The organism is Streptomyces thermocarboxydovorans (assembly GCF_039524635.1).
Lineage (GTDB): Bacteria > Actinomycetota > Actinomycetes > Streptomycetales > Streptomycetaceae > Streptomyces > Streptomyces thermocarboxydovorans.
Window position 1 is genome coordinate 31490 of sequence record NZ_BAAAGU010000027.1, and the last position, 25315, is coordinate 56804.

A 25315-nucleotide genomic window follows, 5' to 3' on the forward strand; every position below is an offset into this window, starting at 1 on the left:
CCAAGCCAGAAGCATCGACGCAGAAGATCCTGACACCGGGGTAATCCGTGAAAAAGCTCTCCGCACGACGACGCCACCCGGCGGCGGCGCTCGTCGTCCTACTCCTCGCGCTGGCATGCACCGGGGGGCTGTACGCCGTGTTCGCGCCCGCGGACAAGGCGCAGGCCGACGAAACCGCCCAGTCCCTGACCATCGAGGAGGGGAAGAAGCTCTACGCGGTCGGCTGCGCCAGCTGCCACGGCACCGGCGGTCAGGGCACCTCCGACGGGCCGAGCCTGGTGGGCGTGGGCGCCGCGGCCGTGGACTTCCAGGTGGGCACCGGCCGCATGCCGGCCGCCACCTCGCAGGGCGCGCAGGTCCCGCGCAAGAAGCCGGTCTACACCCAGGCCGAGATCGACGCGCTGGCGGCGTACATCGCCTCCCTCGGCGCCGGCCCGGCCATCCCGACCGAGTCGCAGTACGGCCCCGAGGGTGCCGACATCGCCAAGGGCGGCGAACTGTTCCGCAACAACTGCGCGCAGTGCCACAACTTCACCGGCAAGGGCGGCGCCCTGACCCACGGCAAGTACGCGCCGAACCTCGAGGACGTCGACCCGAAGCACATCTACGAGGCCATGCTCACCGGCCCGCAGAACATGCCTTCCTTCCCCGACAGCACCCTGTCGGAGCAGAACAAGAAGGACATCATCGCGTACCTGGACGAGGTCAACAGCCAGGACACCGAGAACCCCGGCGGCCTTGAGCTGGGCGGGCTCGGCCCGGTCAGCGAGGGTCTGTTCGGCTGGATCTTCGGTCTCGGCGGTCTGATCGCCGTCGCTGTGTGGGTCGCCGCTCGGACCGCAAAGGCCAAGAAGTCATGAGTAGCCAAGACATTCCAGAAGAGAACCTGCCCGCAGCGCAGGACGACGCCTACGGCGCGGTACGTGTGGCGGACGAGAAGAACCCGTTCGCCGACCCGGGGCTGCCGCCTCACGAGCACCGGAGGCAGGACATCGACGAGCGGGCCGCCAAGCGGTCCGAGCGCACGGTCGCCCTGCTGTTCACGGTCTCCATGCTGGCCACTATCGGCTTCATCGCCGCCTTCGTGGCGATCCCGGTCGACGAGATCGTCTACATCTTCCCGTTCGGTCACGTCAGCGCGCTGAACTTCGCGCTCGGTGTGACGCTCGGCCTCTCCCTGTTCACCATCGGCGCCGGCGCGGTCCACTGGGCCCGCACGCTGATGTCCGACGAGGAGCTGACCGACGAGCGGCACGCGATCGAGGCCGGGTCCGAGGTCCGCGCCAAGGTCATGGACGACTTCCGCCAGGGCGCGAAGGAGTCGCAGCTCGGCCGGCGCAAGCTCATCCGCAACACCATGTTCGGTGCGCTGGCCCTGGTGCCGCTGTCCGGCGTCGTGGTCCTGCGCGAACTGGGCCCGGCGCCCGGGGACAAGCTGCGCCACACCCTGTGGTCCAAGGGCAAGCTGATCATCAACATGAACACCGGGGAGCCGATGCGCCCCTCGGACATCGTGACCGGCTCCCTCACCTTCGCCAAGCCCGAGGGCCTGGAGGAGCACGACCACGACTTCCAAAACGAGATCGCCAAGGCCGCCCTGATGCTCGTCCGCATCCAGCCGGAGGACATCAAGGACAAGCGCACGCTGGAGTGGGGACACGAGGGCATCCTCGCGTACTCGAAGATCTGCACCCACGTCGGTTGCCCGATCTCCCTGTACGAGCAGCAGACGCACCACGTGCTCTGCCCCTGCCACCAGTCCACCTTCGACCTCTCCGACGGTGCCAAGGTGATCTTCGGTCCCGCCGGTCACGCTCTCCCGCAGCTGCGGATCGGCGTGAACGATGAGGGCTACCTCGAAGCGCTCAGTGACTTCGAAGAGCCCGTCGGTCCTGCATTCTGGGAGCGCGGATGAGCACCAACACCAGCACACAGCCCCGCTCTCGCGGGAAGGCGCCGGCCGGCGAGCGCGTCGCCGACTGGGCGGACGGCCGGCTCGGGGTCTACTCCCTGGCCAAGGCCAACATGCGCAAGATCTTCCCGGACCACTGGTCCTTCATGCTGGGCGAGATCTGCCTGTACAGCTTCATCATCATCATCCTCACGGGTGTGTATCTGACGCTGTTCTTCCACCCGTCGATGAACGAGGTGGAGTACCACGGCAGCTACGTCCCGATGCAGGGCCGGCTGATGTCGGAGGCGTACGCCTCCACGCTGAGGATCAGCTTCGACGTCCGGGGCGGTCTGCTCATCCGGCAGATCCACCACTGGGCCGCGGTCGTCTTCCTCGCCGGCATGTTCGTGCACATGATGCGCGTCTTCTTCACCGGCGCGTTCCGCAAGCCGCGTGAGATCAACTGGCTGTTCGGCTTCCTGCTGTTCGTGCTCGGCATGTTCACCGGCTTCACCGGCTACTCGCTGCCGGACGACCTGCTCTCCGGCACCGGTGTCCGCTTCACCCAGGGCGCGATCCTGTCCGTGCCGATCGTCGGCACGTACCTCTCGATGTTCCTGTTCGGCGGGGAGTTCCCCGGCACCGACTTCGTCGCGCGGTTCTACTCGATCCACATCCTGCTGCTGCCGGGCATCATGCTCGGTCTGGTGGTCGGCCACCTGATCCTGGTCTTCTACCACAAGCACACGCAGTTCGCGGGTCCCGGACGGAACAACAAGAACGTCGTCGGCATGCCGCTGCTGCCGGTGTACATGGCCAAGGCGGGAGGCTTCTTCTTCCTGGTCTTCGGCTTCATCGCGCTGCTCGCCGGCATCGCCTCGATCAACCCGATCTGGAACCTGGGCCCGTACCGCCCGGACATGGTCTCCACCGGAGCCCAGCCCGACTGGTACATGGGCTTCGCCGAGGGCCTGGTCCGCGCCATGCCCGGCTGGGAGATCAACTTCTGGGGCCACACCCTGGTCCTGGGCGTGTTCGTCCCGCTGGTGCTGTTCGGCCTCTTCCTCGGGGTCATCGCCCTGTACCCGTTCATCGAGTCCTGGATCACCGGGGACAAGCGCGAGCACCACATCCTGGACCGCCCGCGCAACGCCCCGACCCGTACGGCCTTCGGTGTCGCCTGGGTCACCGGCTACATGATCATGCTGATCGGTGGCGGCAACGACATCATCGCCACGCACTTCAACCTCTCGATCAACGCGGTCACCTGGTTCGTCCGGATCGGGTTCTTCGCCGGCCCGGTCATCGCGTTCATCGTCACCAAGCGGATCTGCCTCGGCCTGCAGCGCCGGGACCGGGACAAGGTGCTGCACGGCCGCGAGTCGGGCATCATCAAGCGCCTGCCGCACGGTGAGTTCATCGAGGTGCACGAGCCGCTCAGCCAGGAGGCCCTGTACACGCTCACCGCGCACGAGCAGTACAAGCCGCTGGAGATCGGCCCGACCGTCGACGAGCACGGCGTCGAGCGCAAGGTGAAGGGCACCGAGAAGGTGCGCGCCAAGCTCAGCAAGGCGTACTACGGCGAGGAGTCCCAGATTCCGAAGCCGACCGTCGAGGAGTACAACGAGATCACGAGCGGCCACGGCCACCACTGATCGCTGCACTCGCCACGCCACCTGAAGGGCCCCGTCCGGTCTGCGGACGGGGCCCTTCGGCATACCCCGGGCTGGATAGGGTGGTGCCCGAGACCCAACCGTGTTTTCTACGACCATCAGGAGCGGCTATGAGCGCTGTGACCCCCGCTGGAGGCGACACCGCGGCGGGCCGCTCCTGGCCCGCCTTGCTGAACGGGCTGCTGGACGGCCGGGACCTCACCGCGGACGACACCGCCTGGGCGATGGACCTGATCATGCGGGGCGAGGCCACCGACGCGCAGATCGCCGGGTTCGTGGTGTCGCTGCGCGCCAAGGGAGAGACGGTAGAGGAGATCACCGGCTGTGTCCGGGCCCTGTACGAGCACGCCAATGTCATCGAGGTGCCCGGGGAGACCGTCGACATCGTCGGCACCGGCGGCGACGGCGCCCGCACCGTCAACATCTCCACGATGTCCTCGATCGTGGTCGCCGGCACCGGCGCCAAGGTGGTCAAGCACGGCAACCGGGCCGCCTCCTCGGCCTCCGGCGCCTCCGACGTCCTGGAGAAGCTCGGCGTCAATCTGGAGCTGACCCCGCGGCGGGTGGCCGAGGTCGCCGAGGAGGCCGGGATCACCTTCTGCTTCGCGGTGAAGTTCCACCCCGCGCTGCGCCATGTGGCCGCCGCCCGCTCGCAGCTGGGCGTCCGCACGGTGTTCAACTTCCTCGGACCGCTGGCCAACCCCGCCCGGGTCAAGTGCCAGGCGGTCGGCGTCGCCGACCCGCGGATGGCGCCCATCATGGCGGGCGTGTTCGCCGAGCGAGGCAACTCCTCGCTGGTGTTCCGCGGCGACGACGGTCTGGACGAGCTGACCACCACCGCCACCTCCCGGGTGTGGGTGGTCCGCGACGGCACGGTCATCGAGGAGACCTTCGACCCGCGGGACGTCGGCATCGAGCTGGTGCCCGTCGAGGCGCTGCGCGGCGCCGACGCCTCCTACAACGCGGAGGTCGCCCGGCGGGTGCTGGACGGCGAGCGGGGCCCGGTGCGCGACGCGGTGCTGCTGAACTCGGCGGCGGCGCTGGTCGCGCTGCGGCCGGGCAGCGGCTCGCTCACCGAGCAGATCCGGGCCGGGATGGAGCAGGCCGCCGAGTCGATCGACTCCGGCGCCGCCCGGCGCGTACTGGAACGCTGGGTGGCCGTCAGCAACGCCTGACGCCCCACGGACGATGTCCCGCGATCCGGACACGGGTTGCGGGACATCGCTGTGATCGCCTACGTTCCTGTCCAGGTCATGAGTGACAGTCATCAGGCCCCGGCCGACTGTCCGGCAACCCTCCGTCCGTGGCGGGGTGCCCCGGGTGAAGACCAGGCCGTATGGCAGCAAGGCCTACGGCAAGCGCGGACCCCTCGCGACACCAGGGGTCCTGGTCCATCGAGGGAGTCTTCCGTGAGCAAGCGAATGCGTTAGGGCCGTTTCCTTCGGCCCGCCTCCGCACACCCTTCACACCCTTCTTCCTTTCACCTTCTCGGCCGGTGGTGTGTTCCCGGCCGCCTTTGCCTTCACGGGAGTTCCCCATGTCTGTCGTCACCCCTGCCGCCGACGTGTCCGTTTGTGCCCCGCTGCCCGTTCTGGGGAGGGATGTCACCGTTCCGCTCGTCACCGGCGGCGAGGTCACCTACGCCGCGCTCGACTACGCCGCCAGCGCCCCCGCCCTCCAGCGCGTCTGGGACGACGTCGCCGCCTACGCGCCCTACTACGGCAGCGTGCACCGCGGCGCCGGATACCTCTCCCAGCTCTCCACCGACCTGTTCGAGAACTCCCGCCGGACCGTCGCCGAGTTCCTCGACTGCCGCGCCGACGACCAGGTGGTGTTCACCCGGTCCACCACCGACTCCCTCAACCTGCTGGCCTCCGCGCTCCCCGCCGGCTGCCAGGTCTTCGTCTTCGAGACCGAGCACCACGCCTCGCTGCTGCCCTGGCGCGAGGCACGGGTCACCTACCTCGACGCGCCGGACAGCCCCCGGCGGGCCGTCGAGACCCTGGAGCGGGCGCTGGCCGGCCGCGACCCGCACGGCCCGGCCCTGGTCTGCGTCACCGGCGCCTCCAACGTCACCGGCGAGCTGTGGCCGGTGCGGGAACTGGCCGCCGCCGCCCATGCGCACGGCGCCCGGATCGTGCTGGACGCCGCCCAGCTCGCCCCGCACCACCCGGTGAGCGTCCGCGACCTGGACGTCGACTGGGTCGCCTTCTCCGGGCACAAGCTGTACGCCCCCTTCGGCTCCGGCGTCCTCGCCGGGCGGCCCGACTGGCTGCGCGCGGCCGAGCCCTACCTGGCGGGCGGCGGCGCCAGCCGTAAGGTCGGCCGGCGCGCGGACGGGGGAGTGGACGTCGAGTGGCACGAGGGCGCCGCCCGGCACGAGGCCGGCTCGCCCAACGTCATCGGCGCCTACGCCATCGCCTCCGCCTGCAAGGCGCTCACCGAGGCCGGCTTCGGCACGCTGGTGGCGCGGGAGCAGTACCTGATCCGCCGGGTGCGCGAGGCACTGGCCGGCGTGCCCGAGGTGCGCTTCCTGTCGCTGTTCGGCGAGGACGCCCCGCGCGTCGGCGTGCTGTCCTTCGTCGTTGGCGGCTGGAACAGCTCCCACTTCGCCGCCGCGCTGTCCGCCGAGTACGGCATCGGCGTGCGCGACGGCCTCTTCTGCGCCCACCCGCTGGTGCGGACCCTGCTCGGCGCCGAGGCCCAGGCCCAGGGCGAGTGCGGCGCCCCCGAGGCGGCGCCGGGGGAGAAGTCCCTCAACGCCATCCGCGTCAGCTTCGGCGCGGGCACCCCCGACGAGCACGTCGACCGCTTCGTGACCGCCGTCAAGGAACTGGTCCGCGACGGCGCCCGCTGGACCTACCACACGGTGGACGGCCGCTGCGTGCCGGACACGTCGGCCTGACGAGGCTCTGTCGCCGAAGCGGCGACCGACGTCGGGAGCCTGGTGCCCAACAGGATGAGGCGCAGGGCGCGTTCGGTGGCGTCGGTGAGGAGTTCGGGGGCTCGTCGGAGGGCTTCGGGGAGGGTCATGGGGGCGGGGAGGATGCCGTGGCAGGCGTCGACGCCCGGGACCTGGTGGGCGCCCTCGCCGAGGGTGCCGGCGAGGGCCAGGCCCGCTCAGCCCGGGGAAGTTGCCGGGGACCGCGAGCAGCGCACACAGCGACAGGGCCACGCACAGGGCGGTGCCCGAACGGAGATTCAGGGTCACGCCATCGAGGGTGCATCCGCGGGGTGAGCGATGGATGAGCCCCCTATGGCGTCGGTCACCGGCGGCCGGGACACGACCTGGTCGCTGGGCGTCGGCTCGGGCCGGGTGGCGCTCGGCGACGGTGTCGGCGAGCCGCTCTCCAGCTCCACCTTCGCCGGCACCTCGGGTTCCCGGGGGCTGTCGGTGAGGGCGAAGCTGGTGGCCGCGATACCGAGGGGGATCAGGACGACGGCCGCGAGGGCCGCGAGTCGGCGGGAGAAGACCATGTCACCGATCCTGCCGCCGCCTTCGCGAACTCCGGATGAGCCGGAGATGAAGAACTCTTCATCCGGCGAGGCGCGGCCCCCCGGGGCCGGAGGCCTCACCCGGGGCCGGCAGGTCTCAGTTGTCCAGCCCGATGGCGAACGCGGCCTCGAGGTCGTGCTGCGAGTACGTCCGGAAGGCGACGTGCGTGTCGGTCGCCTCCACCCCCGGGATCTTGCTGATGCGGCCCGGGATGACCTCCGCCAGGTCCTCGTGCTCCTTCACGCGCACCATGGCGATCAGGTCGTAGGTGCCGGTCACGGAGAAGACCTCGCTGACGTTCTCCAGCGCGGCGATCTGCTCCGCGATCTCGGGGATCCGGTCCACGCTGGTCTTGATGAGGACGATCGCGGTGATCACGGCTGGTTCTCTCCCTCGGAGGCCGGTGCAGGGGCGGCCTTCACTCTAGTCGCCCGGCCGAACCGGACCCAGGCGAAGAGGAAGCCCAGGCCGAAGCCCACCAGATGGGCCAGATAGGCCACCCCCGGACCGTCCGGGGCCTGCTGCCGTGCCGCCGCCCACTGCAGCGCCGCCCAGAACGGCAGGACCACCCAGGCGGGCAGCCGCACCGGCAGGAAGAAGGCGAACGGCAGCAGACTGGTGACCCGGGCGCGCGGGAACAGGAAGAGGAAGGCGCCGAGGACCGCCGAGATCGCCCCGGAGGCGCCCACCAGGGGCTGCTCCGACCGCGCGTTCGCCGCCGCGTACCCCAGCAGCGCGAGGCAGCCGCAGCCGAGGCAGAAGAAGGTGAACTGCACGCGGCCCATCCGCGCCTCGGTCATCACCCCGAAGACGTGGAGGAAGAGCATGTTGCCGAGCAGATGCACCCAGCTCGCGTGCACGAACAGGGCGGTGGCCGGGGTGAGCACCGCCGCCGGGGACCCCTCGAACAGGTCTGCGGGGATCACGCCCCAGCGCCGGAACCAGGCCCGCTGCGCCGCGAGCAGCTCGTCCCCGGCGCCGTACAGCGGATTGAGGCCGGAGGCCGGTCCGAGCAGGAAGACCACGCAGCACAGGACGATCAGGGTGCGGGTCACCGGGGCCGGCGAGCTGAGGCCCGCCCCGTCGGCGGCCGGCGCGCTCCAGATGCGGATCATGGCTACAGAGCATGACGTAACCGGACGCAACCGTACAGAAAGCCTCGCGGCCGTGGACGGGCGGGCGGCGGGGAGCCCCCAGGCCGTAGGGTTACGAGCCATGACGGACCGCGTGCGCGGGGCGTCGCCGACAATGGAAGCCCAGAAGGAAAAGAGCCAAGGCCCGATGACGGTTCCCCTGCCGACCGCCACGACGCGGTGGCGCTGCACGCTCTGCGGCAATCTCACCCGCTTCGACGTGACCCGCTCGTCGAAGGTCGTGGAGTACGTCCACCTCGATCTGGCCGGAGAGCCCAAGGTCGAGGAGCGCGAGGTGCTCAGTGAGACGATCGAGTCGGTGCGGTGCCGCTGGTGCAACGCCGTGGACCAGGTGGAACTCGTGGACAGGCCGGGCGCCGGCTCCTGAAGGAAGGGGGTCCCTCCCGCTCGAGCGAAGTCGAGAGTGGGGGAGGGCCCCGCTGACGGTGACCCCGCTCGCGGGGTCACACACAGGCATTGGGGTGTGACGGATGGTGGAGACCGCAGGCGGGGGGCCGCAGGACGGCACCGCTGAGGTGCTCGACCGTCCGCTGCCCGACGGGGTGCGCCGCCGCGTCGTGCAGATCGTCTCCGCCGGCTTCGGGCAGCTGACCGTCTCGGAGCTGCCCGTCCAGCTGCGGCAGTACGCGCGCTTCGCCCCGAACCGCAGAGCCAAGTTCGCGGGCAACGCCATGGCCGCCGCGCTGGAGACCGACCCGCTGTTCCGGCAGCGGATCGGGGAGAAGCTCAGAGAGGCCCAGCCGGAACTCGCCGGCGCCCTCGACTCCGGCTCCCCGCCCCCGGCCGCGGATCCGCTCGACGTGGCGGCCGCGGCCTATGTTCTGCGGCCGCCGGGCTGGGTGAAGCTGGTGGCCGCCGCCGGCGAGGAGGTCCAGCGGGCCGACGCCGAGCGCGCCGACGAGGAGATGCGGGCCGAGGTGGAGCGGCTGCGCGCCGAACTCGCCCGGGCCCGCGAGCACACCAAGTCGGAGACCGAGCGGCTGCGCGGCGAGCTGGAGACGGCCCGCAAGGAGGCCGAGTCGCTGCACCGCAAGCTGCGCAGCGCGCTCAGCGACGTCAAGCGCGGCGAGGCGGCGCTGCGCAAGCTGCAGGGCGAGATGGAGGCCGTGCGCGCCGAGGGGCAGGCCCAGGTGTCGGCCGCCGAGAGCGAGACCCGGCGGCTCAAGGCCCGCCTCGGCGAGACGGGTGCCGCGCTGGAGGTGGCCCGCCGGGCGGCCCGGGAGGGCCGCAGCCTGGAGGACATGCGGGTGCGGCTGCTGCTCGACACCGTGCTGGACGCCGCCCAGGGACTGCGCCGCGAACTCGCCCTGCCGCCGGTGTCCGTGCGGCCCGCCGAGACCGTGGACGCCGTGGAGCCGGGCCGGATGACCCCGAAGGACATCGCCGCCCGCGCCCTCTCCGAGAACGACCCGGCCATCCTGGACCAGCTGCTCGCGCTGCCGCAGGCCCATCTGGTCGTCGACGGCTACAACGTCACCAAGACCGGCTATCCCCAGATGCCCCTGGAGAAGCAGCGCCTCAGGCTGCTGGGGCAGCTGGCCCAGCTCGCCGCGCAGACCGGCGCCGAGGTCACCTGCGTCTTCGACGGGGCCGAACTGGCCGCGCCGGTGCTGCTGGCGCCGCCGCGCGGGGTGCGGGTGCTGTTCTCCAAGCCCGGGGTCACCGCCGACGAGCTGATCCGCCAGCTGGTGCGCGCCGAACCGCCGGGCCGGCCCGTCATCGTCGTCTCCACCGACCGCGAGGTCGCCGACGGGGTCGCCCGCGCCGGCGCACGCCCGGTGGCATCGGCGGTGCTTCTCAAGCGGCTTTCCTGATATTCATCAGGCACTCGGCAAGCGGCTTTCCTGACACTCGGATCACTTCCGTCCCCCGTGCAACGTAGCGTCCCTATGCCCGAATTGACGGAACCGCCACGCAACGTAGCGTCAATCGGGCATCACTGCAGGTGAGTTGAGGGTAAATAAACGCGCTGTAGCGGAGATTTTGTGGCCGGGGATTTGAACTGATCACAAGAACATCATTAGGGTCTGCTCGAACCCGCGACCGCGCGATCACTCTCGAGAAGGAGCTCGTCTCCGTGGCGTCCCACCGTCGTCCCAAGCAGCCGAGCCGCGCACGTGTGACCGTGCTCACCACCGCTGCTGCTGCCGCTGTTGCCCTGAGTTCTCAGGCCGCCAATGCCGCTCCGAGCGAGAAGCCGAGCAAGGACGAGGTCAAGGCCAAGGTCGACAAGCTCTACGAGCAGGCCGAGAAGGCCACCGAGAAGTACAACGGGGCCAAGGAGAAGCAGGAGAAGCTCCAGAAGGAGATCTCCACCATCCAGGACGACGTGGCCCGCGGTCAGCAGGAACTCAACGAACTGCGCGACGGCCTCGGTTCGATGGCAAGCGCCCAGTACCGCAGCGGCGGTATCGACCCCTCCGTCCAGCTGCTGCTCTCCTCCGACCCGGACGACTACCTCGACAAGGCATCCACCCTCGACCAGCTCAGCGGACAGCAGGTCGAGGCGCTGAAGAAGATCCAGGAGAAGCAGCGCGAACTCGCCCAGCAGCGCTCCGAGGCGGCCGAGAAGCTCAAGGACCTCTCCTCCACCCGCACCGAGCTGGGCAAGAAGAAGAAGGAGGTCCAGAGCAAGCTCGCCGCCGCGCAGAAGCTGCTCAACAGCCTCACCGCCGAGGAGAAGGCGCAGCTCGCCGAGGAGCAGAACCGCGCCAGCCGCGCCGCCGAGCGCGACGCCCTCAGCGCCAATGTGCCGCCCGGCTCCGGCCGCGCCGCCGCCGCCTTCGCCGCCGCGCAGAGCAAGCTCGGCAGCCCCTATGTCTACGGCGCCACCGGCCCGTCCTCCTTCGACTGCTCGGGCCTGACCTCCTGGGCGTACGCGCAGGCCGGCGTTCAGCTCCCGCGCACCTCCCAGGCCCAGACCGGCGCCGGCACCAAGATCTACTCGGTGGACCAGCTCAAGGTCGGCGACCTGGTCTTCTTCTTCAACGACCTGCACCACGTGGGTCTGTACGCGGGCAACGGCCAGATCATCCACGCCCCGCGCACCGGCACCGTGGTGCGCTACGAGTCGATGAACACCATCGGCGGCCCGTTCATGTTCGGCGTCCGCGTCTGACGGACCCCGCACCAGGTCTGACGAACCCCCGCACCAGGTGCCTCCGTTCGGGGGAATCACCACGCCGCCCGGCAAGCCTGCGCCCCGCCTGTGACCTGCGTCGCAGGCGGGGCGTCACCGTGCGTGGCGGCCGAGGTCGTTGGCCGGACTCCGGGCTCGGGGCTACTGTCTGCCGCGTTTCCCGTCCGCGAGCGGAAGGAGTGCGGCTTCCCGTGGGGTCCCATCGCCGCCTTGCACCGTCCTCCGGTGTCGACCGGGGGGCCACCGTCGCCGTCGGTCTGCTCTCCGCGGCGGCCGCCGCCCTGGCCGCCGTACCGGCCGCGGCCGCACCCGCCGACGACACCCGCTCCGAGGTGGACCGCCTCCACCGGCAGGCCGAGAAGGCGATCGAGGCGTACAACAAGGCCGGCGAGCGGGCCGGCCGGCTGCGCGGGCAGATCCGCACCGCCCAGGACGAGATCGCCCGGCAGCAGGAGCGAGTCAACACCCTGCGGGAGTCGCTCGGTTCGCTCGCCGGGGCCCAGTACCGCTCCGGCGGCCTCGACCCCTCCCTGGAGCTGCTGTTCTCCGACGACCCGGCGGACTACCTCGACAAGGCGTCCGTGCTGGACCGGATCACCGGCCGCCAGGCCGGACAGCTCAGAACCCTGCACCAGGCGCTGCGCACCCTCGCCCAGGAGCGCTCCGCCGCGGCCGGGAAGCTGTCCGAGCTGGAGCGCAGCCGCAAGTCCGCCGCCGCGCACAAGCGGACCGTCGAGCGCAAGCTCGCGAAGGCGCGGCGGCTGCTCGACTCCCTCCCCGGCGCCGAGCGCGCCGCCTACGAACGCGCCACCCGCTCCGGCCGCGGCGACCTGCCCGGCCCTCCCGGCGCCGCCCCCGCCTCCTCGCGTGCGGCGGCCGCCGTCGCCGCCGCCCGCTCCGCCCTCGGCAGGCCCTACGTCTGGGGCGCCAACGGGCCCTCCGGGTTCGACTGCTCCGGGCTGACCCAGTGGGCGTACCGGCAGGCCGGGGTGTCCCTGCCGCGGACCTCGCAGGGCCAGCGGTACGCCGGCCGGCAGGTCCCGCTGTCCGAGGCGCGCCCCGGCGACCTCGTGATCTACCGCTCCGACGCCGGCCATGTCGGCATGTACATGGGCAACGGTCGGGTGATCCACGCCCCGTATCCCGGCGCGCCGGTGCGGTACGACCCGGTCGGCATGATGCCCGTCTCGTCGGTCACCAGGGTCTGACCACAGCGGGCGGGCGCCCGTACCCTCAGAAAGGTGGCTGGTCGAAGGCGGGTGTCGGGGGCGTCGGTGGTGGCGCTGTGTCTGCTGCTCGTCGCCCTGGTGGCGTGCGGCGGACCGCCGGTCGCCGACTCCGCACGCGCCGAGGTGCAGTCGCTGCTCGACCGGCGGGCCCGTGCCGTCCTCGACCGCGACCCCGTGGCCTACGCCCGCACCGGCGACCGCACCGGCTACGACAGGCTCAGCGCCGTACCGCTGGCCGACTGGTCCTACCGGGTGACCGCCGTGCGGCGCACCGGCGACACCGCCACCGCCCAGGCCGACCTGAGCTACCGCGTCCGGGGCCACGACCACGCACCGGTCACCACCGTCCGCACCCTGCGGCTGAGCCGCGGCGCCGGCGACCGCTGGAGAGTCGACTCCGACCGCCCCGCCCGCAAGGCCGGCCAGCAGCTGTGGGACCAGGGCACGGTGCGCGTCGCCCGGGGCGCGCGCAGCCTGGTGCTGGGCGTGGGCCGGCCCGCGGACCAGCTGCGTGACTACGCCGAGTCCGCCGACCGCGCGGTCCCCGCCGTCTCGGACGCCTGGGGACGCCCCTGGCCCCGCCGCGTGGTCGTCCTGGTCCCCGAGTCCCTGCAGGGCATGGCGGGCCTGCTGAACTCGCCCGCTTCCTCCTACCGGGGCATCGCCGCCGTCACCACCGGCGAGACCGGCACCGGCAGGCGGGCGCCCGCGGACCGGATCATCGTCAACCCGGACGCCTTCGGCCTGCTCGGCGACTCCAGCCGCCGGGTGGTCCTCACCCACGAGACCACCCATGTCGCCACCCGCACCCACACCACGGCCGCCACCCCGCTGTGGCTCTCCGAGGGTTTCGCCGACTGGGTCGGCTACCGCAGCGGTGAGCGCACCCCCGCCGAGGCCGCCCCGGAGCTCGCCTACGCCGCCGGCCGCGGCGACCTGCCCACCGCCCTCCCCGACGACGAGGACTTCGGCTTCTCCGGCGACGCCGACCGCCTCGCCCGCGCCTACGAGAGCGGCTGGCTCGCCTGCCGCCTGATCGCCGACCGCTGGGGCGAGGACCGCCTGGGCGAGTTCTACCGCGCCGTGGGCGCCCACGGGCAGCGCGAGGGCGCGGTCGAGTCCGCCATGAAGACCGTCCTCGGCACCACCCGCGAGGCCTTCACCGCCCAGTGGCGCGACTACCTGCGCTCCGAGCTGGGCTGATCCAGCTCCCCCTCATGCGCCGGCCTCAGGAGGAGGGGACGCCCGCCTCCGGGGTGCGGGTGCGGTGAGCGGGGGCCGGGGAGGACGGCACGGGCCGGGGGACGGTGTCGGTCCACAGGCGGCGGGCCGCCAGCAGCGTGGCGGCCACCAGCAGGCCGTTGCGCAGGGCGAGCAGGGCGATGCCGAGGGCGTCGCCGGCCACCACCTCGGCGAAGAAGACGGGGAACTCCAGCACCGTGACCGGGCAGGCGGCCAGGACCAGGACGGCCGGGAGCGTCATGCGGCTGCTGCGGAAGCACAGGCACACCGCGGCCAGGCCGACCAGCCACACCATGTACTGCGGGCTGATCACCCGGCTGGTGGTGGTGAACAGCAGGACGGCCGTGAAGGCCGCGTCGGCGACGGTGTGCGCCTCGAAGCGGGCGGCCAGCACCCGCCACAGCAGCAGCCAGGCCAGGGCCAGGCCGGTGAGGACGAGCGCACCCGTGCTCACCCAGGACACATGCGGTCCGAGGAACTCCACCGAGCCGTAGTTGAGCAGCACCTCGCCCTCCCAGCCGTGGTGCCGGGCGACATGGAAGACCAGCGCGCCCAGCGACTCGACCTCGGTGCCCCGGTCCCGCTGGAAGGTCAGGAAGGCGAAGGAGCCCGGCATCAGCATCGCGAACAGGACGGCGACGGCGGCGGCCGTCGCCAGCGCCGACGTCCAGGTGCGGCGCCGGCGCGCCCCGAGCAGCAGCATCGCCGGCCACACCTTCAGCATCGCCCCGAACCCGGCGAGCGCCCCCATCAGCCGCGGGTGCCGGGCGCCGGCCACCACCGCGGCGACCGCCACCGCGGTCACCATCACGTCGTAGCGGGCGTACACCGTCGGCCCGAGCAGCGGCACGCCCGCCACCCACATCCACGCCCCGCGTCCGGACCGGCCGGCCCGCCGCCCCGCGTGCACCAGCAGGGCCAGCGTGACCGCGTCGGCGACGCAGGCCAGCACGAAGAACGCGGTGGCGTACTCGAGGAACGGCAGCAGGCCGGGGGAGAGGATCGCCAGGGCGGCGGCGGGCGGGTACTGCCAGGTGACGTCGTTCAGCGGGAACGTTCCGTCGCCCAGGACGCCGTACCAGCGCTGGTAGATCACGGAGACGTCGCTGGTGACGTCCGGGCCGGGGAAGGTGATCACCTTCAGGACGAACAGCAGCAGCGCGGCGCGGGTGAGACCCCAGACGGTCAGGAGCCCGGCGAGGGCTGCCCCCCGTGCGGCCGTCGTCTTCACGTGATCTCGTCCCGTCGCTCCGGGGGCTGCTGACCGGCCCATGATGTCCCGAGAAGCTGTGCGGGATCCAGCAAGCCCGGCTCCGACCGGGTCGGCTAGGGTCGGCGGCGATGCACAAGACCCTGATCGTGACCAACGACTTCCCGCCCCGCCCCGGCGGCATCCAGGCCTTCCTGCACAACATGGCGCTGCGCCTGGACCCGGACCGGCTGGTCGTCTACGCCTCCACCTGGAAGCGCTCCCGGGAGGGCATCGCGGCCACCGCCGCCTTCGACGCCGAGCAGCCCTTCACCGTCGTACGCGACCGTACGACGATGCTGCTGCCGACCCCCGGCGCCACCCGGCGGGCCGTCGGCCTGCTGCGCGAGCACGGCTGCACCTCGGTGTGGTTCGGCGCGGCGGCCCCGCTCGGGCTGATGGCACCGGCGCTGCGCCGCGCGGGCGCCGAGCGGATCGTGGCCACCACCCACGGCCACGAGGCCGGCTGGGCCCAGCTGCCCGCCGCCCGGCAGCTGCTGCGCCGGATCGGCGATTCCACGGACACGATCACCTACCTCGGCGAGTACACCCGCTCCCGGATCGCCACGGCACTGACGCCCGAGGCCGCCTCCCGGATGGTGCAGCTGCCGCCCGGCGTCGACGAGAAGACCTTCCACCCGGCGTCCGGCGGCGACGAGATCCGGGCACGGCTCGGGCTGACCGACCGGCCCGTCGTCGTCTGCGTCTCCCGGCTGGTGCGCCGCAAGGGCCAGGACACCCTGATCCGGGCGATGCCCGCGATCCTGGCGGCCGAACCGGACACCGTGCTGCTGATCGTCGGCGGCGGCCCCTACGAGAAGGACCTGCGCCGGCTCGCCCGTGAGACCGGTGTCGCCGCCTCCGTCCGCTTCACCGGCCCGGTGCCCTGGGAGGAGCTGCCCGCCCACTACGGCGCCGGGGACGTCTTCGCCATGCCCTGCCGCACCCGGCGCGGCGGCCTGGACGTCGAGGGCCTCGGCATCGTCTACCTGGAGGCCTCCGCCACCGGCCTGCCCGTCGTCGCCGGCGACTCCGGCGGCGCCCCGGACGCGGTCCTCGACGGCGAGACCGGCTGGGTCGTCCGCGGCGGCGACGAGACCCAGACCGCCGACCGCATCATCACCCTCCTCGGCGACGCGGAACTCCGCCGCCGCATGGGCGAACGCGGCCGCTCCTGGGTGGAGGAACGCTGGCGCTGGGACACACTCGCCGAGCGCCTCAAAACCCTGCTGTAGAGCAACACCCCCCAGGGGCGCGGGGACCACCTGAAACCCCGGGCGCGCCCAACACCCTTAGGGGCGCGGGGAACTGCGCGCCCAGCCCCAACCCACCCGCACCCGCCCACGGCGGCGAACCACAACGGCGTTGAAGACCGCGAAACGGCGCCCCCGGGAAAACTCCCGAGGGCGCCGTCAACCTGCTCAATCCCGAAGAACTACTTCGCGTAGATCGCCTCGATCTCGTGCGCGTAATCCTTCGCGACAACGTTCCGCTTCAGCTTCAGCGACGGAGTCAGATGCCCCGACTCCTCCGTGAACTGCGCCGGCAGAATCCGGAACTTCCGCACCGACTCCGCCTTCGACACCGCCGCATTGCCGTCGTCGATCGCCGTCTGGATCGCCGCGATCAGATCCGGATCGTCCCGCAGCGACGCCGCCGTGGAGCCGGCCGGCTTGCCGTTCTCCTCGCACCAGCGGGCCAGGAACTCCTCGTCGATGGTGACCAGCGCGCCCACGAACGGCCGCCCGTCGCCCACCACCATGCACTCCGCGACCAGCGCGTGCGCCCGGATCCGGTCCTCGATCACCGCCGGCGCGACGTTCTTGCCGCCCGCCGTCACCAGGATCTCCTTCTTGCGCCCGGTGATCCGCAGGTAGCCGTCCTCGTCCAGGGTGCCGATGTCCCCGGTGTGGAACCAGCCGTCGGCCAGCGCCTCGGCCGTGGCGGCCGGGTTGTTCCAGTACTCCTTGAACAGGTGCTCGCCGTGCAGCAGCACCTCGCCGTCGTCCGCTATCCGCACCACGGACCCCGGCAGCGGCTGACCGACCGTGCCGATCTTCTGCCGGTCCCACGGGTTGAAGGCGGTCGCCGCGCAGGACTCGGTCAGGCCGTAGCCCTCCAGCACCGTGAAGCCGATGCCGCGGAAGAAGTGGCCGAGCCGCTCGCCCAGCGGGGCGCCGCCGGAGATGGCGTACTCGCCGCGTCCGCCCAGCACCGCCCGCAGCTTGCTGTAGACGAGCTTGTCGAACACCTTGTGCTTGATCTTCAGGCCCAGCGCCGGGCCCGACGGGGTGTCCAGCGCCTGGCTGTAGGCGATCGCCGTGTCGGCGGCCTTGTCGAAGATCTTGCCCTTGCCCTCGGCCTGCGCCTTGGCCCGCGCCGAGTTGTAGACCTTCTCGAAGACCCGCGGCACACCCAGCACCAGCGTCGGCCGGAAGGCGGCCAGCTCGTCCGTGAGCTGCTTGATGTCCGGCACACAGCCCAGCTTGATCGGCGCCATCATCGGCGCGATCTGCACCAGCCGGCCGAACACGTGCGCCAGCGGCAGGAACAGCAAAACCGAGCACTCGCCGGTGCGGAACAGCGGACGCAGCCGCTCCACGATGTTGCCGCACTCGGCGAAGAAGCTGCGGTGGGTGAGCACACAGCCCTTGGGGCGGCCGGTGGTGCCCGAGGTGTAGACGATGGTCGCCGGGTCGTCGGCCTTGGCGACCGAGCTGCGCTCGTCGACCGTCTCCTCGGTGACGCCCTGCCCCAGACGCCCCAGCTCCTCCAGCGCGCCCGCCTCGATCTGCCACACGTGCTTCAGCTCGGGCAGCCGGTCGCGCACCGACTCCACGGCGGCGGCATGGGCGTCGAGCTCCACCAGGCAGGCGGTGGCACCCGAGTCGCCGAGGATCCACGCCACCTGCTCCGGCGAGCTGGTCTCGTACACCGGCACGGTGATCGCGCCGGCGCTCCAGATCGCGAAGTCCAGCAGCGTCCACTCGTAGCGGGTGCGGGACATCAGGCCGACGCGGTCGCCGGGCTGGACGCCCGCCGCGATCAGGCCCTTGGCGGCCGCCCGCACCTCCGCGAGGAAGGCGGTGGCCGTCACGTCCTGCCAGGCTCCGGCGACCTTACGGGCGATGACGGCGACATCCGGGTGCTGCGCGGCGTTTCTGCGGACGATGTCGGCCAGATTGCCGTCCGCTGGGACCTCGTACAAAGCCGGAAGGCTGAACTCGCGCAAGACTGCTGCTCCTCTTAGGGCGCCGACGCCACGACGGTGTGCGATGCGACGGTGCGGTCCAAGGCTCGGGAGTGCTCGCGACATTCAGAAGTTGAAATCCCGAGCACGACTGGACTGCCCGGACGTTACCCGCCGGTATGGCTTCTACGACAGGGGGGCCCGGCGAGATGTTCGCTGCGTCACACAGGTTGGGGTTCCCAAGCGCACAGTAGTCCACCCCGCTCCCGACGAGCCAGTAACCGCAGGTCCCGGCCCCAGGTCTGCACAAGTACGCTGCATCTTCATGGCATCCACACCTGCCGGGAACCGGAGGACACGCGTCCATGTGGTCAGCGACGTGCACGGCAACGTGCGCGACCTGACCCGGGCCGGGGAGGGCGCCGATGCCCTGATCTGCCTGGGTGACCTGGTGCTCTTTCTCGACTACGCCGACCACTCGCGCGGCATCTTCCCCGACCTGTTCGGCGTGGAGAACGCCGACCGCATCGTGGAGCTGCGCACCGCGCGCCGCTTCGAGGAGGCGCGCGAGTTCGGCAGACGGCTGTGGGCCGGCATCGGCATGGACCGGGCGGCGGCCATCGAGAAGGCGGTGCGCAAGCAGTACGCCGAGCTGTTCGCCGCGTTCCCCACCCCGACGTACGCCACCTACGGCAATGTCGACATACCGCCCCTGTGGCCGGAGTACGCCTCGGACGGCACCACCGTCCTGGACGGCGAGCGGGTCGAGATCGGCGGCTGGACCTTCGGCTTCGTCGGCGGCGGCCTGCGCACGCCGATGCGCACCCCGTACGAGATCAGCGACGAGGAGTACGCGGCGAAGATCGAGGCGGTCGGCGAGGTCGACGTGCTGTGCACCCACATCCCGCCGGAGGTCCCGGAGCTGGTCTACGACACCGTGGCGCGCCGCTTCGAGCGCGGCAGCCGGGCCCTGCTGGACGCGATCCGGCGCACCCGGCCGCGGTACGCGCTGTTCGGGCATGTGCACCAGCCGCTGGTGCGGCGCATGCGGATCGGGGCCACCGAGTGCGTGAATGTCGGCCACTTCGCGGGCACCGGTCGGCCCTGGGTGCTCGAGTGGTGACGCGATGTCCCAGGTCGGGTGAGTTCGGCCGGACCGGCGCGCGGTAGCCTTCACGCTGCACCGAACGTGCGCGTGCAGCTTGCGCACGCCGATACGACACGGCCCGCATCCGGAGGAGCCACGGCGATGGCGGAACACACCAGCTCGAGCATCACGATCGAGGCGGCACCGGCCGAGGTCATGGGGGTGATCGCCGACTTCGCCCGGTACCCGGAGTGGACCGGTGAGGTGAAGGAGGCGGAGGTCCTCAAGGAGGACGACCAGGGCCGCGCCGAGCAGGTGCGCCTCGTCATGGACGCGGGGGCGATCAAGGACGATCAGACGCTGGCGTACACGTGGCGCGGGGAGCACGAGGTCTCCTGGACGCTGGTGAAGTCGCAGATGCTGCGGGCTCTCGACGGGTCGTACGTCTTGAAGCCGACGGGGAGCGGTTCCACCGAGGTCACGTATCAGCTGACGGTCGATGTGAAGATTCCGATGCTGGGGATGATCAAGCGGAAGGCGGAGAAGGTCATCATCGACCGGGCGCTGGCGGGGTTGAAGAAGCGGGTGGAGTCGGGGGTCTGAGCTTCGGCGCGTCTGTCGGTTTGGTGAGGGTCGTCCGTCGGTCGGTCGTGGCCGGCTGCGGCCGGGTGGGGGCTGGTCGCGCAGTTCCCCGCGCCCCTTGGGTGAGTTGCAGTCGCCTTGGTTGGCAGGTGCCCGGTGTTGCGGTGACGTGCGCGGTTCCCCGCGCCCCTGGGGAGGGCGCCCGGCGTTCCGAAGACCGCTCCGTTACCGTTCACGTTCATGCGCACCCTCCTGATCACCGGGCCGGGGGGCAGTGGACGTACGACCGTTGCCGCCGCCACCGCCGTTGCCGCGGCTCGTGCGGGCGCCCGGACGCTGCTGCTGGCCACCGACCGGACCGACACGCTGACCCCGGTGCTCGGTGCCGGGGCCGTCCCGGGGCTGACCACCCGCTTCCTGGATGCCGCCGCCGGCTTCCGGGAGGACCTCGCCGCCCTGCAGGAGCGTGCCGCCTCCGTCCTCGACCTGTTCGGCGCCTCCCGCCTGGACGCCGAGGAGATCACCCCGCTGCCCGGCGCCGAGGAACTGGCGCTGCTGCGGGCGCTGCGGGACGCCGCGCTGGCCGAGGAGCACGATCTGCTCGTCGTCGACCTTCCTCCCGTCGCCCGCGCCCTGGATCTGCTCGCTCTCCCCGAGGAGCTGCGGCGCTGCCTGCGCCGGCTGCTGCCGCCCGAGCGGCAGGCCGCCCGTGCGCTGCGCCCGGTGCTCGGGCGGCTGGCCGGAGTCCCGCTGCCCGCCGAGTGGCTGTACGAGACGGCGGCCCGGTGGGATGTCGAGCTGGGTGCCGCCGAGGCGGTGCTCGCCGATCCCGGCACCTCCGTCCGCCTGGTCGCCGAGCCCGGTCCGGCCGGTGCCGACGCGGTCCGCACCGCCACGCTCGGCCTGGCCCTGCGCGGTCTGCGCACCGATCTGCTGATCGCCAGCCGGGTCCTGCCGGAGCATGTGGCGGACGCCTGGCTGGCCACTCCGGTCGCCCAGCAGCGCAAGGTGCTGGAGGAGTGGCGGGAGACCCATCGGGTCCATGCCGTCCCGCATCTCGGCCGGGATCCGCGCGGCCTGGACGACCTCGCCGAGCTGGGCCTGCCCGGTGCCGATGCCGTGCCCGGCCGGGTCGAGTGGCCGGTCACCGACCGGCTCGCCGAGGACGGGGTGCTGGTCTGGCACATCCCGCTGCCCGCCGCCCGCCGCGAGGACCTGGACCTGATCCGGCGCGGCGACGAACTCGCGGTCACCGCGGGCCCCTTCCGCAGGACCGTTCCGCTGCCGTCGGCGCTGCGCCGCTGCACCGTGGACGGCGCCTCCCTGCGCGAGGGCGAGCTGCGCATCCGGTTCCGGCCGGATCCGGCGCTGTGGCCGCGCGGCCGGTGATGGCCGTGCGGCCGTTCGGGTAACGTCGGAGGGGCTCACCGTAGTCAGGAGTCCGTCATGAGCGAACAGCTCCCCCCGCCCGACGACGCACGCGACGGCGCTCGCGACCACGCAGGGGACGAGGCCCCGGACGACGCACGGGCGGACAAGACCCCCGCCGAGGACGTCCCTGTCGAGGACGTCCCAGTCGAGGACGTCCCTGTAGCAGATGTTCCCGTGGTGGACGCGCCCGCCGACGGCCGGTCCCAGGAGGCCGACCCGGACGCCTGGGCCACCGCCGTCGCCGAGGACCTCGAGGCGGAGAAGGCCCGCCGCCGCGCTCAGCACGGACCGCCCCCGGGCTCCGCCGCCGAGGAGCTGAAGAAACTCGTCGACACCGTGGCCGAGAAGCTCTCCGGACTGCAGTCACCGCTGCTCGGTGCCGTCGCAGGGCCCGCCGCGCAGCAGGTCGTGCGCCAGGTCGTGGAGCAGGCCAGAGCCGCGGTGGAGCCGGTCATCGAACGCAATCCTGACGTCTTCGACCACCTCGCCGCGGCCGGCAGCGAGCTGCTCGCCGCCTACCGCTCCGCCGTGCAGGGCCAGGAGCGCCGCTGGACCTCCGGTGCCCAGCGCGACGCCCGCGACGTCACCGAGCGGCGCGACCGCGGGGACGAGTCCGGGCCCGGCGAGCGCATCGATCTGGACTGAGGGGCCCGAAGGGGAGCCGGTCCCTCGGAACCCGTTCACCGTACGGACGCCGCGAAATCCGGGGCAGCGCCTCGGGTACCGTGGGCGGTAGCGGGGCTCGACCGAAACTGAGGGATTCATGGGACTCACCATCGGCGTCGACATCGGCGGCACGAAGATCGCGGCCGGCGTGGTCGACGAGGAAGGCAACATCCTCTCGACCCACAAGGTGCCGACCCCGGGCACGCCCGAGGGAATCGTGGACGCCATCTCCTCCGCGGTGGAGGGAGCGCGCGCGGGACACGACATCGCCGGCGTGGGAATCGGTGCGGCCGGCTACGTCAACCGTCAGCGTTCCGAGGTGTACTTCGCGCCCAACATCCACTGGCGCAACGAGCCGCTGAAGCAGAAGGTCGAGGCCCGGGTGGGCCTCCCGGTCGTCGTGGAGAACGACGCCAACGCAGCGGCCTGGGGCGAGTACAAGTTCGGCGCGGGCAAGGGACACCGCAACGTCATCTGCATCACGCTCGGCACCGGCCTCGGCGGCGGCATCATCATCGGCAACAAGCTGCGCCGCGGTCACTTCGGCGTGGCCGCCGAGTTCGGCCACATCCGCATGGTGCCGGACGGTCTGCTGTGCGGCTGTGGCTCGCAGGGCTGCTGGGAGCAGTACGCCTCCGGCCGCGCCCTGGTCCGCTACGCCAGGCAGCGCGCCAACGCCACCCCGGAGAACGCGGAGCTGCTGCTCTCCCTGGGCGACGGCACCCCGGAGGGCATCGAGGGCAAGCACATCTCCATGGCCGCCCGCCAGGGCGACCGGGTCGCCGTCGACTCCTACCGCGAGCTGGCCCGCTGGGTCGGCGCGGGACTCGCCGACCTGGCCTCGCTCTTCGACCCCTCGGCGTTCATCGTCGGCGGCGGCCTCTCCGACGAGGGCGAGCTGGTCCTCGGCCCGATCCGCAAGTCCTACAAGCGCTGGCTGGTGGGCGGCAACTGGCGCCCGGTGGCCGAGGTCCTCGCCGCCCAGCTGGGCAACAAGGCGGGCCTGGTGGGCGCGGCGGACCTGGCCCGCGAGCCCGACCCGATCATGTAACGCCGTCCAGGGAACCACGGGACCACAGAGCGACTGCCGCACCTTCAGGGGCGCGGGGACTGCGCGGCCGGGCGCGACGCACCGGCGCCGGCGCACGACCTCGCGCCCCGGTCCGTGGGCGTACATTGATCCGCATGGAGCCGCTGCCCAACTCCCGTACCGAGCCGGACGGTTCTCCCCTTCTCCGCGTGCTGAGCTACAACGTCCGCTCGCTGCGCGACGACACGGCCGCCCTGGCCCGGGTCATCAAGGCATGCGCCCCCGACCTGGTCCTCGTCCAGGAGGCCCCCCGCTTCTTCCGCTGGCGCAAGAAGCTCGCCCAGCTCGCCCACGCCGCCGACCTGGTGATCCTCACCGGAGGCGCCACCGCCGCCGGCCCGGCGATCCTCTGCTCGCTCAGGGCGACGGTCGAGCGCACCGAGGACGTCCTGCTCCCGCTCACCCCCGGCCTGCACCGGCGCGGCTTCGCCACCGCCGTCGTCCGTTTCGCCGGGGCCCGCCTCGGCGTGCTCAGCTGCCATCTGTCCCTGGACACGAACGAGCGATACCAGCAGGGCGGCATGCTGCTGGACCGGCTGGCGGCCCTGGGCACCGAGCACGCGATCGCCGGCGGCGACCTCAACGAACGCCCCGACGGCCGCACCTTCCGCCGGCTGGCCGCCGAGCTCCAGGACTGCTGGGCCACCGCCCCCTGGGGCACGGAGCACACCTGGACGCCGGGCAACCCCTACCAGCGCATCGACGCGATCTTCGCGACCAAGGGCATCGAGGTCCTGGGCTGCGGCGTCCCCACGGAGCACCCCGGGGTGAGAGAGGCGGACCTCAGGGCGGCCAGCGACCACCTGCCGGTACTGGCCGCGCTCAAGGTCCCGGCGGGGTGAGGGGCGGGCGTGTCACCAACGTCCCGGGACAGCACAGCTAGGGCCTTTCGTTTGGATCAGCCTGCGGGAATCGCCGGCGCGCCTTGTCAGCACCGGCGAGCGGGGTCTGGTGCGTGCAGCTGCAAGGCGGAGGAGGGCGCCGATGCGGAGCATCGGCAACCGACGACAACGCCGCAGATGCGCGTGCCAGACCCCGCGCCCGCGGGCTGATCCAAACGACAGGCCCTAGACGACCGCGCCGCGCCCCGGGTCGTCGTCCTCCTCGTCGTCCGTGCGCATCCGCATCACCAGGGTGGCGACGCCGCCCAGGAAGCCGCCGATGGTCGCCGTGGTCAGCCACCACGACATCTCCCAGCCCAGCAGCACCGCCAGCAGGAGCAGCACCGGACTGCCCAGCACTCCCAGCCAGGCGAACCTGGCGGTGGTGTCGGCCTCCGGCAGCGGGGGCGGCTCCGGGGGCACGAAGTGGCCCTCGTCGCTCTCGTCGAGGTCGTCGTCGGACGGCTCGGCCACGCTGTAGTCGCGCGGGCCGACACCGGGGGCGAAGGCGACCGAGCTGCCGAGCGGCCCGGCCGGTCCGCCCTCCGTCTTCTTCGGCGCCTCTCCCTTCGGCGCCTCTGGGTCCACCGCGCTCTCGCCGTTGGTCTCGGACTCCAGCAGCGCCAGGTCCTCCACCGACTTGAAGGGCTTGGCGCCCGGAGGGTCCGGCGGCTCCTCGCCGTACCCGGCGACGATCGCCGCCCACGCGGCCTCCTCGTCGAAGGGGACGTTCTGCTCCCCGGGCTCATGGCCCTCGCGCCGGTCGCGGTCCTCGCGCTCCTCGCGGTCCTCGCGCCCCGAGTCGTGCTCAGCCACCTGCGGTCGTCCCTTCCTTGCCGAGACCGGGCTCCTTGACGGCTCCAGGCGCGAGCCGGCCGATGAACGCGGTGCTGACGTCCGTCCAGGAGATCCGGGCGAGGATCCGGTCCGAGTCAGTGGGCGGTACCACATGGTCCTGCGGGCTGCGCAGCAACAGCAGCGGCCGCGTGACCTGCGGCAGCTCACGGTCCACCTCCGCGTACCAGTCCTGCCAGCCGGTGACCCGCAGGTCCTCCCAGCGCGTGCCGTGCCCGGGCAGCAGCGGCAGCGAGACCGTCAGGCCCTGCCCGGCCAGATGCGCCGCCCACGGGCGCAGCGAAGCGGGCGGCCCCGTGAAGCCGTGGCAGAGGAGAACGGCGGTCTCGCCGCCCTGGTGGTGATACGGCTCGGCTCCGGTCAGGAGCGGCACGTCGGCCTCCTGTTCCTGGGACGGCGGTTGCAGGACCTTCACCGTACGCGACCGCACTGACACCGACCAGGGCCGTCGGAGCCT

General features: G+C 71.9%; 24 protein-coding genes, 1 pseudogene and 1 riboswitch. Of the genes and pseudogenes, 17 read left to right on the forward strand and 8 right to left on the reverse strand.

The features are described from left to right. The first annotated feature begins 47 nt into the window (after positions 1-47). From qcrC to ABD198_RS14470, 5 genes are all read left to right on the forward strand, one after another. The gene (gene qcrC / locus ABD198_RS14450) at positions 48-860 is read left to right on the forward strand and encodes a cytochrome bc1 complex diheme cytochrome c subunit (RefSeq protein WP_344001117.1); all 813 of its coding nucleotides are present in this window, start codon (positions 48-50) and stop codon (positions 858-860) included. Continuing rightward, positions 857-1915 carry a cytochrome bc1 complex Rieske iron-sulfur subunit gene (qcrA, locus tag ABD198_RS14455; protein ID WP_344001119.1) on the forward strand — a complete coding sequence of 353 codons (1059 nt, stop codon included), beginning with the start codon at positions 857-859 and terminating at the stop codon, positions 1913-1915. Before qcrC ends, qcrA begins: the two co-directional genes overlap by 4 nt. Continuing rightward, positions 1912-3549, forward strand: coding sequence for a cytochrome bc1 complex cytochrome b subunit (qcrB, locus tag ABD198_RS14460; protein WP_344001121.1), 1638 nt, complete (start codon positions 1912-1914; stop codon positions 3547-3549). The genes qcrA and qcrB overlap by 4 nt, the downstream gene beginning before the upstream one ends. Before the next feature lie 128 nt (positions 3550-3677). Then, complete coding sequence (gene trpD / locus ABD198_RS14465) at positions 3678-4742, forward strand: anthranilate phosphoribosyltransferase (protein ID WP_344001123.1); 1065 nt, start codon at positions 3678-3680, stop codon at positions 4740-4742. Between the two features lie 74 nt (positions 4743-4816). Beyond that, positions 4817-4934, forward strand: a riboswitch (SAM riboswitch). 170 nt (positions 4935-5104) lie between these two features. Continuing rightward, the gene (locus ABD198_RS14470) at positions 5105-6472 is read left to right on the forward strand and encodes an aminotransferase class V-fold PLP-dependent enzyme (RefSeq protein WP_344001126.1); all 1368 of its coding nucleotides are present in this window, start codon (positions 5105-5107) and stop codon (positions 6470-6472) included. On the opposite strand, the pseudogene ABD198_RS14475 reads toward ABD198_RS14470, so the two are convergent. From ABD198_RS14475 to ABD198_RS14490, 4 genes and pseudogenes are all read right to left on the reverse strand, one after another. Then, positions 6427-6681, reverse strand: a pseudogene (locus ABD198_RS14475) (glycerate kinase); the annotation flags it as partial. The gene ABD198_RS14470 and the pseudogene ABD198_RS14475 overlap by 46 nt on opposite strands. A gap of 93 nt (positions 6682-6774) precedes the next feature. Further along, positions 6775-7044: a small secreted hydrophilic protein gene (locus ABD198_RS14480; protein ID WP_344001127.1), complete on the reverse strand. Its 270-nt coding sequence runs from the start codon at positions 7042-7044 to the stop codon at positions 6775-6777. Positions 7045-7159: 115 nt separating this feature from the next. Continuing rightward, positions 7160-7441 (reverse strand): Lrp/AsnC family transcriptional regulator, encoded by a 282-nt coding sequence (locus ABD198_RS14485; RefSeq protein ID WP_344001129.1) that lies wholly within the window; start codon positions 7439-7441, stop codon positions 7160-7162. Then, the gene (locus ABD198_RS14490) at positions 7438-8178 is read right to left on the reverse strand and encodes a rhomboid family intramembrane serine protease (RefSeq protein WP_344001131.1); all 741 of its coding nucleotides are present in this window, start codon (positions 8176-8178) and stop codon (positions 7438-7440) included. The genes ABD198_RS14485 and ABD198_RS14490 overlap by 4 nt, the downstream gene beginning before the upstream one ends. 166 nt (positions 8179-8344) lie before the next feature. Between ABD198_RS14490 and ABD198_RS14495 the strand changes: the two genes are divergently transcribed. The 5 genes from ABD198_RS14495 to ABD198_RS14515 all read left to right on the forward strand — a co-directional run bounded on the left by ABD198_RS14495 (position 8345) and on the right by ABD198_RS14515 (position 13788). Beyond that, positions 8345-8584 carry a hypothetical protein gene (locus ABD198_RS14495; protein WP_167994558.1) on the forward strand — a complete coding sequence of 80 codons (240 nt, stop codon included), beginning with the start codon at positions 8345-8347 and terminating at the stop codon, positions 8582-8584. 103 nt (positions 8585-8687) lie between these two features. Next, on the forward strand, positions 8688-10031 hold the full coding sequence (locus ABD198_RS14500; protein ID WP_344001133.1) for an NYN domain-containing protein: 1344 nt from the start codon (positions 8688-8690) through the stop codon (positions 10029-10031). A gap of 263 nt (positions 10032-10294) precedes the next feature. Then, positions 10295-11335 (forward strand): C40 family peptidase, encoded by a 1041-nt coding sequence (locus ABD198_RS14505; protein WP_344001135.1) that lies wholly within the window; start codon positions 10295-10297, stop codon positions 11333-11335. Positions 11336-11547: 212 nt separating this feature from the next. After that, the gene (locus tag ABD198_RS14510) at positions 11548-12564 is read left to right on the forward strand and encodes a C40 family peptidase (RefSeq protein WP_344001137.1); all 1017 of its coding nucleotides are present in this window, start codon (positions 11548-11550) and stop codon (positions 12562-12564) included. A 33-nt stretch (positions 12565-12597) separates the two neighbouring features. Then, a complete protein-coding gene (locus tag ABD198_RS14515; RefSeq protein WP_344001139.1) occupies positions 12598-13788 on the forward strand; it encodes a hypothetical protein in 1191 nt (396 codons plus the stop codon). 25 nt (positions 13789-13813) lie between these two features. Here ABD198_RS14515 and ABD198_RS14520 read toward each other — a convergent pair whose 3' ends face one another. Further along, a complete protein-coding gene (locus tag ABD198_RS14520) occupies positions 13814-15058 on the reverse strand; it encodes a glycosyltransferase 87 family protein (protein WP_344001141.1) in 1245 nt (414 codons plus the stop codon). A gap of 110 nt (positions 15059-15168) precedes the next feature. Here ABD198_RS14520 and ABD198_RS14525 point away from each other — a divergent pair, with 110 nt between their 5' ends. Beyond that, positions 15169-16311 carry a glycosyltransferase family 4 protein gene (locus ABD198_RS14525; protein ID WP_344001143.1) on the forward strand — a complete coding sequence of 381 codons (1143 nt, stop codon included), beginning with the start codon at positions 15169-15171 and terminating at the stop codon, positions 16309-16311. 200 nt (positions 16312-16511) lie between these two features. Here the strand turns inward: ABD198_RS14525 and ABD198_RS14530 are convergent, their stop codons facing one another. After that, on the reverse strand, positions 16512-18308 hold the full coding sequence (locus ABD198_RS14530; RefSeq protein ID WP_344001145.1) for an AMP-dependent synthetase/ligase: 1797 nt from the start codon (positions 18306-18308) through the stop codon (positions 16512-16514). 283 nt (positions 18309-18591) lie between these two features. On the opposite strand from ABD198_RS14530, the gene ABD198_RS14535 reads away from it, so the two are divergent. The 6 genes from ABD198_RS14535 (at position 18592) to ABD198_RS14560 (ending at position 23964) form a co-directional block, all read left to right on the forward strand. Beyond that, positions 18592-19389 carry a metallophosphoesterase family protein gene (locus tag ABD198_RS14535; RefSeq protein WP_344001147.1) on the forward strand — a complete coding sequence of 266 codons (798 nt, stop codon included), beginning with the start codon at positions 18592-18594 and terminating at the stop codon, positions 19387-19389. Between the two features lie 126 nt (positions 19390-19515). Continuing rightward, positions 19516-19956: an SRPBCC family protein gene (locus ABD198_RS14540; RefSeq protein ID WP_344001149.1), complete on the forward strand. Its 441-nt coding sequence runs from the start codon at positions 19516-19518 to the stop codon at positions 19954-19956. A 219-nt stretch (positions 19957-20175) separates the two neighbouring features. Continuing rightward, positions 20176-21324, forward strand: a complete 1149-nt coding sequence (locus ABD198_RS14545) for an ArsA family ATPase (protein WP_344001151.1) — start codon at positions 20176-20178, stop codon at positions 21322-21324. A gap of 57 nt (positions 21325-21381) precedes the next feature. Continuing rightward, positions 21382-22011, forward strand: a complete 630-nt coding sequence (locus ABD198_RS14550; protein ID WP_344001153.1) for a DUF5304 domain-containing protein — start codon at positions 21382-21384, stop codon at positions 22009-22011. A 118-nt stretch (positions 22012-22129) separates the two neighbouring features. Then, the gene (locus ABD198_RS14555; RefSeq protein ID WP_344001155.1) at positions 22130-23083 is read left to right on the forward strand and encodes an ROK family glucokinase; all 954 of its coding nucleotides are present in this window, start codon (positions 22130-22132) and stop codon (positions 23081-23083) included. 134 nt (positions 23084-23217) lie between these two features. Then, positions 23218-23964, forward strand: coding sequence for an endonuclease/exonuclease/phosphatase family protein (locus ABD198_RS14560; protein ID WP_344001157.1), 747 nt, complete (start codon positions 23218-23220; stop codon positions 23962-23964). Positions 23965-24189: 225 nt separating this feature from the next. Here the strand turns inward: ABD198_RS14560 and ABD198_RS14565 are convergent, their stop codons facing one another. Both ABD198_RS14565 and ABD198_RS14570 read right to left on the reverse strand, forming a co-directional pair. Further along, positions 24190-24819 (reverse strand): hypothetical protein, encoded by a 630-nt coding sequence (locus ABD198_RS14565; protein WP_344001159.1) that lies wholly within the window; start codon positions 24817-24819, stop codon positions 24190-24192. Next, entirely contained in the window at positions 24812-25231 is a 420-nt protein-coding gene (locus ABD198_RS14570) for an alpha/beta hydrolase (RefSeq protein WP_344001161.1), read from the reverse strand. Before ABD198_RS14570 ends, ABD198_RS14565 begins: the two co-directional genes overlap by 8 nt. Between the last annotated feature and the right edge of the window lie 84 nt (positions 25232-25315).

Excerpts from the sequence above, each read along its gene's own strand:
- qcrA (WP_344001119.1), top strand. The coding sequence starts at position 857 with ATGAGTAGCCAAGACATTCCAGAAGAGAACCTGCCCGCAGCGCAGGAC.
- qcrB (WP_344001121.1), top strand. The coding sequence starts at position 1,912 with ATGAGCACCAACACCAGCACACAGCCCCGCTCTCGCGGGAAGGCGCCG.
- trpD (WP_344001123.1), top strand. The coding sequence starts at position 3,678 with ATGAGCGCTGTGACCCCCGCTGGAGGCGACACCGCGGCGGGCCGCTCC.
- ABD198_RS14470 (WP_344001126.1), top strand. The coding sequence starts at position 5,105 with ATGTCTGTCGTCACCCCTGCCGCCGACGTGTCCGTTTGTGCCCCGCTG.
- ABD198_RS14480 (WP_344001127.1), bottom strand. The coding sequence starts at position 7,044 with ATGGTCTTCTCCCGCCGACTCGCGGCCCTCGCGGCCGTCGTCCTGATC.
- ABD198_RS14490 (WP_344001131.1), bottom strand. The coding sequence starts at position 8,178 with ATGATCCGCATCTGGAGCGCGCCGGCCGCCGACGGGGCGGGCCTCAGC.
- ABD198_RS14495 (WP_167994558.1), top strand. The coding sequence starts at position 8,345 with ATGACGGTTCCCCTGCCGACCGCCACGACGCGGTGGCGCTGCACGCTC.
- ABD198_RS14500 (WP_344001133.1), top strand. The coding sequence starts at position 8,688 with ATGGTGGAGACCGCAGGCGGGGGGCCGCAGGACGGCACCGCTGAGGTG.
- ABD198_RS14525 (WP_344001143.1), top strand. The coding sequence starts at position 15,169 with ATGCACAAGACCCTGATCGTGACCAACGACTTCCCGCCCCGCCCCGGC.
- ABD198_RS14535 (WP_344001147.1), top strand. The coding sequence starts at position 18,592 with ATGGCATCCACACCTGCCGGGAACCGGAGGACACGCGTCCATGTGGTC.
- ABD198_RS14540 (WP_344001149.1), top strand. The coding sequence starts at position 19,516 with ATGGCGGAACACACCAGCTCGAGCATCACGATCGAGGCGGCACCGGCC.
- ABD198_RS14545 (WP_344001151.1), top strand. The coding sequence starts at position 20,176 with ATGCGCACCCTCCTGATCACCGGGCCGGGGGGCAGTGGACGTACGACC.
- ABD198_RS14550 (WP_344001153.1), top strand. The coding sequence starts at position 21,382 with ATGAGCGAACAGCTCCCCCCGCCCGACGACGCACGCGACGGCGCTCGC.
- ABD198_RS14555 (WP_344001155.1), top strand. The coding sequence starts at position 22,130 with ATGGGACTCACCATCGGCGTCGACATCGGCGGCACGAAGATCGCGGCC.
- ABD198_RS14560 (WP_344001157.1), top strand. The coding sequence starts at position 23,218 with ATGGAGCCGCTGCCCAACTCCCGTACCGAGCCGGACGGTTCTCCCCTT.